Below are 15,613 nucleotides of genomic sequence, written 5' to 3' on the forward strand. Positions count from 1 at the left end.
CTCGTTAAAAGCTTTCTGATAACTTTTAACGAGGTTTAATTTTTATCTTACTTATTTATTATCTATTATTTTTTTAAAACGGAACCATCATAATATAATGTAGCAAAATAATCTTCAATTGTTTCTGCACGACGAATTAATTCTACAGAACCATCTTCATGTAATAACAATTCTGCACTGCGCAATTTACCATTATAGTTGAAGCCCATTGCATGACCATGTGCACCTGTATCAAACATAACAATACGATCACCAATATCAATCTTAGGTAATTTACGATCAATAGCAAATTTATCATTGTTTTCACATAAAGAACCAGTTACATCATATACATGATCACAAGGTTCATTTTCTTTACCAACAACAACGATATGATGATAAGAACCATAAAGAGCTGGACGCATTAAATTTGCCATGCAAGAATCTAAGCCAATATAATTTTTATAAGTGTTTTTCTGATGCAATACAGTAGATACAAGATAACCATAAGGGCCTGTTATCGCACGACCTGATTCATAAGCAATAGCAGTAGTAGTAAGACCTGCTGGCACTAAAATTTCATCATATAATTTATGCACGCCTTCACCTAATGCTTCTAAATCTACAGCATTATCTTCAGGACGATAAGGAATACCAATACCGCCACCTAAATTAATGAATTCAAATTTGATACCTAATTTAGTTGCGATTTCAGCAGCTAAATCAAAAACAATTTTAGCATTTAATAATAAACCTTCAAGTCTAGTTTCATTGGAAATTACCATTGTATGAAGACCAAAACGTTTAACACCTTTATCCATAGCTATTTTATAAGCTTCAAGCATCTGTTCTTTAGTCAAACCATATTTAGCTTCTTCTGGTTTACCAATGATATCATTACCTTCAATTAAGTTACCAGGATTATATCTAAAAGACATAACTTGTGGCATACCAGCATTTTTCTCTAAATATTCAATATGTGTAATATCATCTAAATTGATAATAGCACCTAATTCAATAGCTTTTTGAAACTCATCTGCTGGAGTATCATTAGAAGTGAGCATTATTTTTTCACCATGAATACCTGACGCATCTGCAAGTAATAATTCTGGTAAAGAAGAACAGTCTGCACCTGCTCCTTCTTCTTGCATAATCTGTAAAATACGAGGATTTGGTGTTGCTTTTACTGCAAAATATTCTCTAAATTCAGGAGCCCAATCAAAAGCCTTCTTAAAACGGCGAAGATTTGCTCGAATTGCTTTTTCGTCATAAATATGGAAAGGTGTAGGATATTCTTTTATAATTTCTTCTAATCTTTCTTGAGAAATAGGAAATTTTTTAATTGCCATTTATTTGCCTCCTGATTTTATATTTATTACATAATCTTTATATCTGTGTTTTAAAATTGTTACATGTTAACAGATAATAAGCTGATTATAACATTTATTGAGAACTTTAGTCAATTTATAATTAGAATAAATCCACTAACTTAAAACATAATGAATAAAAAAATATACATGTATACATGATGGATATATATAAAAAAAATTTACAATTTGTAGTATAATCATAAGAGTTCCCAGTTAACAGTGTTATTAATCAAATAAATTTTGTCTTTTATATTTAGGAGGAATTTACATATGAGTTTTAGTATGGTTGCATCTCATAGTACAGGAAAAGTTTTGAAAGATGTCATTTTTGGTGCAAGTGCTGCTTGCAATGAAGCTATTCAAAAATATGGAGCAAACAAAGTAACTAATGGTACAATTGGTGCTATTATGGACGACGAAGGCAAACTTATTTGCATTCCTACAGTAGAAAAAGTTCTTCGCTCCTTACCTACAAATGAACTTGCTGCTTATGCTCCTATCATTGGTCTTCCTGCATATCTTGAAGCTGTAAAAAATCTTACATTTGCTGATAATAAACCAGACGGATACCTTGAAGCTGTTGCTACTGCTGGTGGTACTGGTGCTATACATAATACCATTTGGAATTATTCTGAAATTGGCGATAGCGTTTTAACTTCTGATTGGTATTGGGGTACTTATAACGTTTTATGTCAAGAAGCTGGCCGTAAATTAGAAACATATGAACTTTTCGATGAAAATATGAACTATAATATCGAAAGCTTCACAGATAAAGTAAATACTCTTTTAGCTGACCAAGACTCCTTACTTATCATCATCAATACTCCTGCACATAATCCAACAGGATATAGCTTATCTGAAGAAGATTGGGATAAAGTTCTTGATGTTTGTAAAGAACATGCTAAAGGTGGCAATAAAAAAATCACTTTACTTGTAGATATCGCTTACATCGACTATGCCGGTGAAAAAAATGAATGTCGCAAATTCATGAGAAAATTCTCCAATCTTCCTGAAAATATCTTCACTATTTTCGCTTTCAGTATGTCTAAAGGTTATACACTTTATGGTCAACGTACTGGTGCTATGGTTGGTCTTTCTTCTAGCAAAGAACTTACTACTGAATTTTTAAATGTCTGCAAATATACAAGCCGTGCTACATGGTCTAACATCAACCGTGGCGCTATGGCTACACTTGCTGCTATCGATCAAGATAAAACTTTACTTGCTCAATTTGAAGCAGAACGCGACGCTATTTATCAGACTATCAAACAACGTGGTGCAATCTTCATGGAAGAAGCAAAAGCTTGCGGTCTTAAAGCATTACCTTACAAAGCAGGTTTCTTCTTATCCATTCCATCTAGCGATCCTGCTGCTGTTTGCGATAAATTACATGACGATTTAATCTTCGCTGTACCATTAAAACGCGGTGTAAGAATTGCAGTTTGCTCTATCTCTGCTGAAAAAATGCATGGTATTGCTCAAAAAACATTAAATGCTTTAAACTTTGTTGAAGGTAAATAATAAAATTTTCACTTCTAATTAAATATAAAAATATAAACAAAAAAGGTAAGTTACTTTATTAATTATATTAAGTAACTTACCTTTTTTATTGCATATATATTTTTATTTTATTATTAGCTATTTTTTCTGTGAAGGATTAATATGTTCTCTACCATATCTATTCCAACTTATATTATTTTCTTGTCTACCAATCATAGGAACGTCTTGTGTACCACCTATTTGTTCTACATCAAGAAAAAATTCTGTACCGCTTACAATTACATGATATCTTTTTTGTTTCATTATCAATTACTCCTTTATCTCTATCAGCCACCGAACATAGCAAGCATAGTACCTGCAGCCACTGCTGTACCAATTACCCCTGCAACATTTGGACCCATAGCATGCATTAATAAATAGTTACTAGGATTTGCTTTTTGACCTTCAATTTGAGATACACGAGCTGCCATTGGCACAGCGGATACACCTGCTGAGCCAATAAGTGGATTAATTTTGCCACCACTTAATTTACACATTACTTTACCAAGTAATACACCAGCTGCTGTACCGCCAGCAAATGCAACTAAACCTAAGAAAATAATTTCTACAGTCTGTAAGCGCAAAAATTTATCAGCAGACATTGTAAGACCTGTACCTAATGCTAAGAAAATAGTAACTATATTACAAAGTGCATTTTGTGATGTATCAGATAATCTATCTGTAACACCAGATTCACGGAATAAATTACCAAGCATCAACATACCAATTAAAGAAGCGATAGGTGGTAATAATAAGCTTATAATGATTGTAGCCATAATAGGGAATACAATACGTTCAAATCTAGTAACTTCTCTTAACTGACCCATTTTTATAGCACGTTCTTCTTTAGTTGTAAATAAACGCATAATAGGTGGTTGAATAAGTGGTACTAAAGACATATATGAATATGCCGCTACTGCTATTGCACCTAATAAATCTGGAGCCAATTTTGTTGCTAAGTAAATAGCTGTAGGGCCATCAGCGCCACCAATAATACCAATGGAAGCTGCTTCTTGAACATTAAAGCCAAGTAACATTGCTCCACCTAAAGCCACAAATACACCAAATTGTGCAGCAGCTCCTAACATCAATGTATTAGGATTAGCAATAAGTGGTCCAAAATCAGTCATTGCACCTACACCTAAAAAGATAAGTGGTGGGAAAATTTCCATCTGAATACCTTGACCAATAGCCCACATAACACCTTCGTGGAAACCATTATTTGGAAAATTTGCTAATACACAGCCAAATGCAATTGGTGTTAAAAGCAAAGGTTCATAACCTTTACCAATTGCTAAATATAATAAAATAAGTCCAACTACTATCATAGTAATATTTCCCATGTTCAAGGCTACATATCCACTATCTGTCCAAACAGATTGAATTGCCACTAAAAAAGCATCCATATTATAATGCCTCCCATTCTTTTATATACTTTCTTTATAGCTCTATGATTATATTGCATAATACTATAATTTTCTTATTGATTTTATTTCAAAATCTTTACATCCATAAGCCATTAAAGAAGTAACTATTATTGCTGCTAAAGTTTTATCTGCCATATCATCTTTAGGGACTTGAACCTGCTCAACTGGCTTTACCTCTTCTTTTTTAGGTTCAGCTTTTCTTATTCTTGTAGGGTCAATAACATGTATTAGCCTAATAAATAAGCCTAGAATGTACAATACTACAAATACTATTGTCATATTAATAACCATAATTAATACAGGATTTGGTGCGTCCATATTTATTCCACCCTTCTGAAATTATATATATTACTAATTCTTTATAAAAATTTTAAATCCTTCTAAGGCGAAAAAAATTTTCAAAAATTTTTAATTTATTGAAAAACAATTACATTATTTTTGGTTTTCTATTACATCTTGTTATACATAAAAAAAGAGATACCCTTCGATATCTCTTATATACGCTCACGAATTTTATGCAAAGTCGCTTGCAAGTTCTTTGCTAAAAGTGATTCTAAATCTTTTAACTCTGAACAATCATATTCATACGTTACCTCTGGTATACGATGCAAACGTGCTTCACCAAAAAATTCATCTCTAAAAACATTGTAATAAATAATAAAATTACTTTCTTTACTAAAGTCACAATAATCAATGATAATATATGAACCATTTATTATCTTCACGGGCTCTTTAGGATTGATAAATAATTTAAAACCATCTATTTCTTTTGGTAAATTATCAATATATTCCCAATCCATAATAGCTTTATCTTCAATAATAGAACTTATATGTTCTCTATTAAAATGAGAAATATCTCCTAATAGATTATCAAATCGCTCTTTTAGAATTACTTCCAGTTTATCAAGACTTTCAGAAATATACTCTATCGCACAAAATTCCGTAAGCCCAATAGTTACTAACAGTTTATATTCTTTTGTTTCTTCATGATAATAAATCGTTGTTTTTCGTTTTAAATCATCATTTTCATAACTATAAATTTGAAATGTATCTGCAACTTCTTGCATCAATATTTTCAATTTAAAATTGTTTTTCTCAGGTGGTAAAGATTGCAAATAAGTCCAGACCGAAACTTCAGCCTGGACTTTTTCTAATTGTTCTTTTTTCATTAAAAATTATTTACCAGTACGACCACGTTTTGTCATAGGTACATTGTCATGGCAAAGTGGGCATTCTTCTGGTTTATAAGTTGTAACATCAAGATGTAAAAGTGCATGAGCAGGAACATCTTCAAATGTAGCTTTACCACCACTTCTATCTACAAGAAGACCTACACCTACTGGAATAGCACCTTCAGCTTTTACTACATCAATAACTTCTCTTACAGAACCACCAGTTGTAACGATATCTTCAACGATAGCAACTCTTTCACCTGGTTTTAAGCTAAAGCCACGACGGAAAGTCATTTTACCATCAACACGTTCTGTGAAAATAGCTCTTGTATCAAGTGCTTTACCAACTTCATGAGCAAGTAAAATACCGCCAGTCATAGGGCCTACTACAGTATCAATATTTTTATCAGCAAAATATTCAGCAAGTGCTTTGCAAAGCTGTTCTGTGTATTTTGGTTGCTGTAACACATTGAATTTTTCTACATACATTGGGCTATGAAGTCCAGAAGTTAAAAGGAAATGACCTTCCATAATAGCATTAGTTTTTATTAATAATTCTTTTACTTCTTGTTCAGTCATGATTAAGCATTCTCCATTTCTTTTAATATATTTTCAGCAGCTTCTACTGGATTTTGAGCTGCTCTTATTGGTCTGCCTACAACAAGATGAGTAGCACCATCTGCTAAAGCTCTAGCTGGAGTTGCAATTCTGCTTTGGTCATCAATAGAAGCACCAGCAGGACGCACACCTGGTGTTATGATAAGGAAATCTTCGCCACAAGCTTCACGAATGAATTTTGCTTCTTGTGGTGATGCTACTACACCATCAAGTCCAGCTTCTTTAGTGAGTTTTGCTAAACGAATTACTTGGTCTTTTATAGAAGCAGTTTGACCAAGACCTTCCCAATCAGCTTCATTGATACTTGTTAAAATTGTTACAGCAATGATTTTTGGTGCTTCAATACCCATTTTTTTAGCTTCAGCACGCACTGTATCTGCTGCTGTTTTCATCATAGTGTATCCACCTGAAGCATGAACATTCATAATGTCTACACCTTGATATAAAAGTGAACATAATCCTTGTGCTACTGTGTTTGGAATATCATGCAATTTTAAATCTAAAAAGATTTTTTTATTGCGTTTTTTCAATTCTTCAATAATAGATGAATCTACTCTATAAAATAATTCCATTCCTACTTTATAGAAAACAACACTATCACCTAATTTGTCAACTAAAGCGAGCGCATCTTCTTTTGTATGGAAATCAAGAGCAACGATTAATTTATCTTTTACCATAAAAATACCTCGTTATCATTTAATTGAATTTACTACAATTATCCAACAATATAAACTCGACATTGCAATGTGTATTTTTACAAATATACGCCGATAAGAAATCCTATCGGCGTATAAATTTTACGTTAAATTATGCTAGTTCATCGCCACGACCAATATAATCTTGAAGTGCTAAAGAATATACTAATCGACGTTCACGAATGAAGCTCAATACACGCAATACTTCCCAAGCAGTATCTAAAGATGTAAGACATGCAATACCATGTTCTACAGTAGCACGGCGAATTCTGAAACCATCTTTAGCGAATTTCTGACCTGGAGTTTGTGTAGTAATAACCATATTAATACCGCCAGCTTTAATCATTTTAATGATATCGCTGCTACGATCACTGCCTACATTTTGTCCACGTTCATGAACTTTATATACGATAGAAGATTCTACGCCTACTTCTTTTAATGCTTTAGCTGTACCTTCTGTAGCTGCAATTTTGAAACCAAGTTCAGCAAAAGCTCTACCTAATTGTTTCATTTCTTCTTTGTCTTTATTAGCTACAGTGAAGAGAATTGTTCCTTCATGAGGAATATTCATACCTGCACCTGTGATAGCTTTATATAAAGCACGTGCATAATGGTAGTCAATACCCATTACTTCACCTGTGGATTTCATTTCAGGCCCAAGGGAAATATCTACATCTTGCATCTTAGCAAAGGAGAATACAGGAGCTTTTAAAGCTACATATGGTTTTGGTTCTACAAGACCAGATTTTAAACCAAGGTCTGTAAGTTTTTCACCTAATGCTGCACGAGTAGCAAGTTCTACCATATTGATATCTGTAACTTTGCTTAAAAATGGTACAGTACGGCTAGAACGAGGATTTACTTCGATTACATATACATTATCATTTACTACAACGTATTGGATATTTAATAAACCTTTAACATTGAGATTTAAACCAAGACGTTTTGTATAGTCAATGATAGTGAAGATTACTTTAGAAGATAAAGTCTGTGGAGGATATACCGCAATACTATCTCCAGAGTGAACACCAGCACGTTCGATATGTTCCATGATACCTGGAATTACTACTGTTTCACCATCAGCAATAGCATCAACTTCTACTTCTGTACCTTGCATATAATGGTCGATGAGTACAGGATGATCTGGTGTAACTTTTACAGCACGGTTCATATAATCGCGTAATTCATCTTCATTATATACGATTTCCATTGCACGACCACCAAGTACGTAAGATGGACGAACCATAGAAGGATATCCGATTTTTTCAGCTGCTTTTACTGCATCTTCAACATTTGTTACGCTAGCACCTTGAGGTCTTGCGATATTAGTCTGTTCTAATACTTCATCAAAACGTTCACGGTCTTCAGCACGGTCGATATCATCAACAGATGTACCGAATACTTTTACGCCAGCAGCTTTTAAAGATGCTGCAAGGTTGATTGCAGTCTGACCACCGAACTGAACGATAACACCTTCTGGCTGTTCTTTATCAATGATATTTAAAACATCTTCTGTTGTAAGTGGTTCAAAATAGAGTCTATCGGAAATATCAAAGTCTGTACTTACTGTTTCTGGGTTATTGTTGATAATGATTGCTTCAATACCCATTTTGCGAAGTGCCCATACAGAATGAACGGAACAATAGTCGAATTCTACACCCTGACCAATACGGATTGGACCAGAACCTAAAACGATTACTTTACGTTTGTTTGTAGTCTGTACTTCATCTTCTTGAGCATGGAATGTAGAATAATAATATGGTGTAGCAGCTTCAAATTCAGCAGCACAAGTATCAACCATTTTATAGCAAGGTAAAAGATTAATATCTTTTCTCATGTTGCGAACTTCATTCATTTCTTTGCCTACAATTTCAGCAATAGAACGGTCTGCTAAACCATAGCGTTTTGCACGACGTAAGTTTTCTTCTGTTAAGCCGTCTTTTGCAAGTGCAATTTCTGTATCTGTGATATTTTTAATTCTACGTAAGAACCATTTATCAATTTTTGTAACTGCATTGATTTCATCAATATCACAAATGCCGCGACGTAATACTTCAGCGATAACGAATAAACGTTCATCATTGATACGAGATAAATGATTTTTAAGTTCTTCATCGCTCCAAGTATCAATTTTATCAATGTGTAAGCGATTTACACCAATTTCGAGAGAACGTACTGCTTTTAATAATGCACCTTCAAAGCAACGGTCGATAGACATAACTTCACCTGTTGCTTTCATCTGTGTACCAAGTGTACGGTCAGCATATACGAATTTATCGAATGGCCAACGAGGGAATTTAACTACGCAATAATCTAAGGAAGGTTCAAAGCAAGCTTTTGTTTTCTTAGTTACTGCATTTGTGATTTCATCTAAAGTATAACCGATAGCAATTTTAGCGGAAACTTTAGCAATTGGATAACCAGTAGCTTTAGAAGCGAGCGCACTAGAACGGCTAACACGTGGGTTAACTTCGATTACATAGTATTGATTGGATTTTGTATCTAATGCGAACTGTGCATTACATCCACCTTCAATACCAAGTTCACGAATAATACGTAAAGATGCACTACGAAGCATTTGATATTCATGGTCAGTAAGTGTCTGAGATGGAGCAACTACGATACTATCACCTGTATGCACACCAACTGGATCAAGGTTTTCCATGTTGCAGACTACGATACAGTTATCGTTGGAATCACGCATAACTTCGTATTCTACTTCTTTCCAACCAGCAACACTACGTTCGATAAGTACTTGACCTATCATACTGTATTTTAAACCGCGAATAACGATTTCAATTAATTCTTCTTCATTTTCTGCAATACCGCCGCCAGTACCACCAAGAGTATATGCTGGACGTACAATGATAGGATAACCAATCTGATTTGCAAAATCTACAGCAGAAGCTACATCATCAACGATTGTACTTTCTGGAATTGGTTCGCCTAATTTTTGCATAGTTTCTTTGAAAAGCTCACGGTCTTCAGCACGTTCAATAGCTTCCAAAGAAGTACCTAATAATTCAACATTATATTTTTCTAAAAGACCTGCTTCAGATAATTTTACAGCAAGGTTAAGACCAGCCTGACCACCTAATGTTGCAAGTAAACCATCTGGACGTTCTTTTGCTAAAATTTCATCTAAAAATTCAACTGTAAGAGGTTCTATATATACACGGTCAGCGATATCTTTATCTGTCATAATTGTAGCAGGGTTACTGTTTACAAGTACAACTTCAAGTCCTTCTTCTTTTAATGCACGGCAAGCCTGTGTACCTGCATAGTCAAATTCAGCAGCCTGACCAATGATAATAGGACCAGAACCGATAACCATTACTTTTTTTAGATTTTGTTTTTTTGGCACTTAATTATTCCCCTTTCTGAAGCATTGCCCAAAATTGGTCAAATAAATATCTATTATCATCTGGACCTGGTGAAGCCTCTGGATGATATTGTACAGAGAAAATAGGTAATTGTGTATGACGAATACCTTCTACTGTACCATCGTTTACAGCTCTATGTGTTACTTCAAGTGGCAATCCTTTTAAAGATTCTTCATCTACAGCATAACCGTGGTTTTGAGATGTAATATGAACTCTACCAGTGAGTAAGTTTTTAACTGGTTGATTGGAACCACGATGACCGAATTTTAATTTATAAGTGTCTGCACCAAAAGCTAAGGATAATAACTGATGACCAAGACAAATACCAAATGTAGGTTTTTCACCTGCAATTTCACGTACTACTTCAATGATTTCTGGTAAATCTTTTGGATCCCCAGGGCCATTAGATAAGAAGATACCATCTGGATTTAAAGCCATGATTTCATCAGCTTTAGTATCAGCTGGAACGATTGTTAAATCACAACCAATGCCATGAAGAGAATCTAAAATATGTTGTTTTATACCAAAGTCCATAACTACAACATGTGGACCGCCTGGATTTTCCATTTTATAAGTTTTTGGTGTAGTAACAATTTTTACTACTTCTTTTGGAATTTCATTTTTCATTAAAGCATCAATTTCTTCTTGAGTTGCAGTTTCAGGTACAAGAACACCTTTCATAGCACCTAAAGAACGAATATGACGAGTAACAGCACGAGTGTCTACATTATATAAGCAAGGAATATCTTGTGCTTTTAAGAATTCAGCTAATTCTTCTTCTTTTTGCCAGTTGCTACCAATATCACAAAGTTCGCCAATGATAAAACCATTGAAGAAACATTTACGAGATTGATTGAATTTTTTTGCTGCACCATAGTTACCGATTAATGGGTAAGTGAGTGTAACGATTTGACTGCAATAAGATGGGTCAGTTAAAATTTCCTGATAACCTGTCATACCAGTATTGAATACAACTTCACCTAAAACAGGTCTTTCATCAAGCATATCGCCATAAAAAACTGCTCCGTCTTCTAATACTAATTTGCCTTTCAAAAGAGCACCTCCAAATTATTAAGCTATAATTTCACCATTATCCATTACAATATTGCCTTCAACAATAGTCATAACGGCTTTACCTTTTAATGTACGACCTACAAATGGACTATGAGAACCTTTTGTGTAGAATTTTTCTTTTTCTACTGTCCATTCAAGTTCTGGGTCAAAAATAGTTATATCTGCCATAGCATTTTCTTCTAAGATACCACGTTTACCATCGAAGAATAATTTACCTGGCATATAACTCATTTTAGCTACAAGCTCATTTAAAGAAATTAAATCTTTATGATATAAATCTGTTAATAATACGCCAAGCGCAGTTTCAAGACCTGGGAACCCACTTGGAGCGAATTTATATTCACGATCTTTTTCTTCTTGAGCATGTGGTGAATGGTCTGTTGCAATGATATCAATAGTACCATCTTTTAATCCTTCAAGAGCTGCATTTACATCAGCTTGTCCACGAAGTGGTGGATTTACTTTTGTTGAAGAATCTGTTGGGTCTACCATTTCATCAGTCATAGTCAAATGATGAGGTGTTACTTCTGCTGTAACTCTCACACCACGTTTTTTAGCTTGACGAACCATATCAATTGCATTTTTAGAACTAATATGAGAGATATGCACCCATGCATCAGCATATTCAGCTAACAAAATTTCACGCATTACTGCGATATCTTCTGCTACTGTTGGTCTACCTTTCATACCAAGCATAGCAGAACGATGACCTTCATTCATTACACCTTCTGCTACAAGACTTGTTTCTTCTGCATGAGACATAATTGCTTTATCAAAAGTTCTTAAATAATCAAATGCATTAAGCATTAATTTGCAATTATTATCAAAATGACCATCATCAGAAAAAGCTACAGCACCAGCTTGTGCCATATCGCCGACTTCTGCTAATTCTTTTCCTTCTTGCCCTTTAGTGAGTGCACCAATAACTTCAATATGCACTACGCCTTCATCTTGAGCACGTTGTTTTAATCCATTTACTAAGATTGCATTATCTACTACAGGTTTTGTATTTGGCATTGTTGCAACTGTTGTAAACCCGCCAGCAGCAGCAGCTTTAGAGCCAGAAGCAAAATCTTCTTTAGCTTCTTGACCAGGTTCACGAAGATGAGTGTGCATATCAATAAAGCCTGGAGCTACTACTTTGCCTTTAGCATCTATTACTTTTGCATCACTAGCTTCTAAATTTTCACCAATAGCTACGATTTTACCATTTTCTACAAGGACATCACTGACAGCATCAAAATCTTTGCCAGGATTTATAACTCGTCCACCTTTAATCAGTAATTTCATTGTCTTTTCCTCCTGTTAAAGTTAGAGTTAATAAAGCCATACGAACAGCAACACCATTTTGTACTTGGTCTTGAATTGCAGAATTTAAACCATAAGCAATTTCTGGAGAAATTTCCACACCTTTATTCATTGGACCTGGATGAAGAATTAATACATCTTTTTTAGCTAAAGCTAAACGTTCTTTATTCAAGCCAAAGATACGTGCATATTCACGAAGAGATGGGAATAAACCTGATTTCATACGTTCAAGTTGAATACGTAAAACATTAATTACATCAGCATCTTTAATTGCATCTTCCACACGGTCATGTACAAAAATACCAGGTTCTTCAGCTAAATATCTTGGTAATAATGTTTTTGGACCTGCAAGATGAACTTCTATGCCCATTTTTCTCATACCCCAAATATCGCTACGAGCTACACGGCTATGAAGTATATCCCCAATAATAGCAACTTTTAAACCTTTTAAAGTTCCTTTATGTTGTCTAATTGTGAATAAATTCAACAATCCTTGAGATGGATGTGCATGTGCTCCGTCCCCTGCATTTATGATAACTGGGCTTACAACTTTAGTTGCATATTCAGCTGCACCTTCGGCACTATGACGCATGATGATAGCATCAACGCCCATATCTTCAAGTGTAAGTAATGTATCGCGAAGGCTTTCACCTTTAACAATACTACTTGTACTAGATGTAATATTTACTACATCTGCACTTAGATATTTGCCTGCTAATTCAAACGAAGTACGTGTTCTTGTACTTGGTTCATAAAATAAAGTAACAACTGATTTTCCTCTTAATGTTGGTAATTTTTTAATATCACGATGAATGATATTTTTCATTTCTTTTGCTGTGTCCAACACTAATTCGATTTCTTCCGGAGAAAAATATTCTAATCCAAGAATATTTTTACCACGTAATGAAACGCTGTTTCTACTCAACATAGTCACTCCTTCGCACTTTAAATGAAACCCAAAATCAAAAAAAGCCTTCCTATGCGAAGGCATAAGAAAGCTACTGATAGCGCAATATAAAGATATATAGTGCTCCCTTTCAACCTCGCTGGATTTTTTTAAAGGGCTATATTTTTATTACTCAAATACTATCATAAACTAGTAATCCTGTCAAATAAAAATGCCTGCATATCTTCTTTAATTATTATATCAAATTATTTATATTTATTATATAACTATCCCAACAAATAATTTAATAATTATTTATCTAGCTACAAAAAGGCTATATATCATGATTTATTCATAATATATAGCCTTCTTTATTTATATAGCTTATTATAATGTTTTTTATTTTCTAGTACACGTTTTACATATTCTCTTGTCTCAGGAAAAGGTATTTTGGTATAATCTTTAAAATTTATATCCCAATGATATTTTTCCATCCATTCATATACATTTCCTCTACCTGCATTATAAGCTGCAAGAGCTAATACTTCATTTCCTTCAAATTCTGTCTGCAATTCAGATAGGTACCATGTACCATATTTTATATTCATATTCACATTATACAATTTATCTACAGAAAAACTATCATCTTCTATTTGCGTAGCAATCCAGCTACCAGTTTCTGGCATGATTTGCATAAGACCTCTAGCCCCATGGACAGAAGTAGCATCTTGACGAAATTTACTTTCCGCTAAAATAACACTTGCCACTAAATTTCTATCTACTTCATATCTATCTGCATAAAAATTTATTGTATCTTGATAATCATATGGATATAAATATTTTCGTTGAAAATCCTCATTTTGCCAAACAAAATAACTTAAACTAGCTAATACTAAAATCATTAGCAATAATTTTTTCCAAAAACTCATTTTACGTTTTGTCTTAATATTTACTTGATGGTGTATCCTCTCACTCCTGAACCTCCCACGACTAAAGTCGCGGGGTTCTCGGTCAAGTATTCTAACGAATACAGTATCTCCGAGCTATCCCCATAGTTCCTACGGTTCTTATATATATTATTTAAGATTTAAGCTATGTTTAATATTCTTAATCCTTCATTTCTAATATTTATAGCTGCATTTACATCTCTATCGTGATGTGTTTTACATTTAGGACAGTTCCAATCTCTAACACTTAAGTCTTTTACTTCAGTATTTTTATATCCACAAACATGACACAATTGGCTTGAAGGATAAAATTTATCTATTTTGACAATAACTTTTCCAAACCATTTGGCTTTATATGTTAGTTGTCTCATAAACTCTGACCATCTGACATCAGCTATATTTCTTGCTAATTTATGATTTTTCATCATGTTTTCAACTTGCAAATCTTCAAGACAGATTACATCATAATTTCTGATAAGTTGACATGTCACTTGATGTAGTAAATTATGTCTTTGGTTGGCAATTCTATCATGTAATTTAGCTACTTTTACTCTAGCCTTTTCCCAATTTGAACTTCCTTTTGTTTTTCGAGAAAGCTCTCTTTGGAGTTTAGCTAATCTAGTCAGTGATTTCTGCAAGTATTTAGGATTGCTATATTTTACTGCATCTGATGTTATGACAAAATCCTTTATTCCTAAATCTAAGCCAACATATTTATTCGTTTTGATGAATTCAGGTTGAGGCACATCTGTACAACATAGTGCAACGTAATATTTTCCACTGGGAATCTGTGATACTGTCGCACTTAAAATCCTACCTTCTATTTGGCAATATTTATCCCTTATTTTAATCTTACCTATTTTAGGTAATTTTATTTTATTTACCAAAAATGCAATGTTGTTATTTGTCATATTTGTTTTGTACGATTTATACCGATTCTTTTTAGATTTGAATTTAGGAAAGCCTGCTTTTTGTCTATTAAAAAAGTTTTTATAAGCTGTATCTAAATTCTTTAAAGCATTTTGTAAAGAGGATTTATCTGGTTCTTTGAGCCACTTTTTTTCTTTTTTTAATTGAGTAAGCTCTTTTGAACATTCGTTATAACCTATGGTCTTTTTATTTTGCTCATATGCTTTAATTCTTCTATCTAAAAAGTAATTATATATAAAACGTACACAGCCAAAAGTTTTTTGAAGTAAACTTTCTTGTGTTTTG

General features: G+C 33.6%; 14 protein-coding genes. 1 reads left to right on the plus strand and 13 read right to left on the minus strand.

From position 1 onward, the window contains the following. Window positions 1–65: 65 nt before the first annotated feature. Window positions 66–1,328 carry a diaminopimelate decarboxylase gene (gene lysA, locus BMX03_RS08645; RefSeq protein ID WP_008539991.1) on the minus strand — a complete coding sequence of 421 codons (1,263 nt, stop codon included), beginning with the start codon at window positions 1,326–1,328 and terminating at the stop codon, window positions 66–68. 291 nt (window positions 1,329–1,619) lie between these two features. Between lysA and BMX03_RS08650 the strand changes: the two genes are divergently transcribed. Then, window positions 1,620–2,870, plus strand: a complete 1,251-nt coding sequence (locus BMX03_RS08650) for a pyridoxal phosphate-dependent aminotransferase (RefSeq protein ID WP_008539990.1) — start codon at window positions 1,620–1,622, stop codon at window positions 2,868–2,870. Between the two features lie 117 nt (window positions 2,871–2,987). Here the strand turns inward: BMX03_RS08650 and BMX03_RS11165 are convergent, their stop codons facing one another. The 12 genes from BMX03_RS11165 to tnpB form a co-directional block, all read right to left on the minus strand. Next, the gene (locus BMX03_RS11165) at window positions 2,988–3,152 is read right to left on the minus strand and encodes a hypothetical protein (RefSeq protein ID WP_008539989.1); all 165 of its coding nucleotides are present in this window, start codon (window positions 3,150–3,152) and stop codon (window positions 2,988–2,990) included. Window positions 3,153–3,175: 23 nt separating this feature from the next. Further along, window positions 3,176–4,294 (minus strand): sodium ion-translocating decarboxylase subunit beta, encoded by a 1,119-nt coding sequence (locus BMX03_RS08655; protein ID WP_008539988.1) that lies wholly within the window; start codon window positions 4,292–4,294, stop codon window positions 3,176–3,178. A 63-nt stretch (window positions 4,295–4,357) separates the two neighbouring features. Next, window positions 4,358–4,633 carry an OadG family protein gene (locus BMX03_RS08660; RefSeq protein WP_008539987.1) on the minus strand — a complete coding sequence of 92 codons (276 nt, stop codon included), beginning with the start codon at window positions 4,631–4,633 and terminating at the stop codon, window positions 4,358–4,360. A gap of 176 nt (window positions 4,634–4,809) precedes the next feature. Continuing rightward, window positions 4,810–5,394, minus strand: a complete 585-nt coding sequence (locus BMX03_RS08665) for a hypothetical protein (RefSeq protein ID WP_255361461.1) — start codon at window positions 5,392–5,394, stop codon at window positions 4,810–4,812. Window positions 5,395–5,490: 96 nt separating this feature from the next. Beyond that, window positions 5,491–6,066: an orotate phosphoribosyltransferase gene (gene pyrE, locus BMX03_RS08670; protein ID WP_022227932.1), complete on the minus strand. Its 576-nt coding sequence runs from the start codon at window positions 6,064–6,066 to the stop codon at window positions 5,491–5,493. Between the two features lie 2 nt (window positions 6,067–6,068). Then, window positions 6,069–6,782, minus strand: coding sequence for an orotidine-5'-phosphate decarboxylase (gene pyrF, locus BMX03_RS08675; protein WP_022227931.1), 714 nt, complete (start codon window positions 6,780–6,782; stop codon window positions 6,069–6,071). Window positions 6,783–6,912: 130 nt separating this feature from the next. Then, window positions 6,913–10,164: a carbamoyl-phosphate synthase large subunit gene (carB, locus tag BMX03_RS08680; RefSeq protein WP_018999755.1), complete on the minus strand. Its 3,252-nt coding sequence runs from the start codon at window positions 10,162–10,164 to the stop codon at window positions 6,913–6,915. A gap of 4 nt (window positions 10,165–10,168) precedes the next feature. Next, window positions 10,169–11,236: a glutamine-hydrolyzing carbamoyl-phosphate synthase small subunit gene (gene carA, locus BMX03_RS08685; RefSeq protein ID WP_091694886.1), complete on the minus strand. Its 1,068-nt coding sequence runs from the start codon at window positions 11,234–11,236 to the stop codon at window positions 10,169–10,171. Between the two features lie 18 nt (window positions 11,237–11,254). After that, the gene (locus BMX03_RS08690; RefSeq protein ID WP_018999757.1) at window positions 11,255–12,547 is read right to left on the minus strand and encodes a dihydroorotase; all 1,293 of its coding nucleotides are present in this window, start codon (window positions 12,545–12,547) and stop codon (window positions 11,255–11,257) included. After that, complete coding sequence (locus BMX03_RS08695) at window positions 12,531–13,493, minus strand: aspartate carbamoyltransferase catalytic subunit (protein ID WP_008539980.1); 963 nt, start codon at window positions 13,491–13,493, stop codon at window positions 12,531–12,533. Before BMX03_RS08695 ends, BMX03_RS08690 begins: the two co-directional genes overlap by 17 nt. Window positions 13,494–13,822: 329 nt before the next feature. After that, window positions 13,823–14,380, minus strand: a complete 558-nt coding sequence (locus tag BMX03_RS08700) for a lytic transglycosylase domain-containing protein (protein ID WP_015562059.1) — start codon at window positions 14,378–14,380, stop codon at window positions 13,823–13,825. 158 nt (window positions 14,381–14,538) lie between these two features. After that, window positions 14,539–15,613: IS200/IS605 family element RNA-guided endonuclease TnpB (tnpB, locus tag BMX03_RS08705; RefSeq protein ID WP_091694888.1), on the minus strand; the 1,075-nt coding region annotated here is incomplete at its 5' end.

Origin of the sequence: Megamonas sp. Calf98-2 (assembly GCF_900110235.1) — a bacterium.
Taxonomy (GTDB): Bacteria; Bacillota; Negativicutes; order Selenomonadales; family Selenomonadaceae; genus Megamonas; species Megamonas funiformis.

Bases quoted from the DNA above. Each gene is read 5' to 3' on its own strand.
- BMX03_RS08650 (WP_008539990.1), top strand. From the start codon at position 1,620: ATGAGTTTTAGTATGGTTGCATCTCATAGTACAGGAAAAGTTTTGAAA.
- BMX03_RS08700 (WP_015562059.1), bottom strand. From the start codon at position 14,380: ATGAGTTTTTGGAAAAAATTATTGCTAATGATTTTAGTATTAGCTAGT.
- BMX03_RS08660 (WP_008539987.1), bottom strand. From the start codon at position 4,633: ATGGACGCACCAAATCCTGTATTAATTATGGTTATTAATATGACAATA.
- lysA (WP_008539991.1), bottom strand. From the start codon at position 1,328: ATGGCAATTAAAAAATTTCCTATTTCTCAAGAAAGATTAGAAGAAATT.
- BMX03_RS08655 (WP_008539988.1), bottom strand. From the start codon at position 4,294: ATGGATGCTTTTTTAGTGGCAATTCAATCTGTTTGGACAGATAGTGGA.
- BMX03_RS08690 (WP_018999757.1), bottom strand. From the start codon at position 12,547: ATGAAATTACTGATTAAAGGTGGACGAGTTATAAATCCTGGCAAAGAT.
- pyrE (WP_022227932.1), bottom strand. From the start codon at position 6,066: ATGACTGAACAAGAAGTAAAAGAATTATTAATAAAAACTAATGCTATT.
- BMX03_RS08695 (WP_008539980.1), bottom strand. From the start codon at position 13,493: ATGTTGAGTAGAAACAGCGTTTCATTACGTGGTAAAAATATTCTTGGA.
- BMX03_RS11165 (WP_008539989.1), bottom strand. From the start codon at position 3,152: ATGAAACAAAAAAGATATCATGTAATTGTAAGCGGTACAGAATTTTTT.
- pyrF (WP_022227931.1), bottom strand. From the start codon at position 6,782: ATGGTAAAAGATAAATTAATCGTTGCTCTTGATTTCCATACAAAAGAA.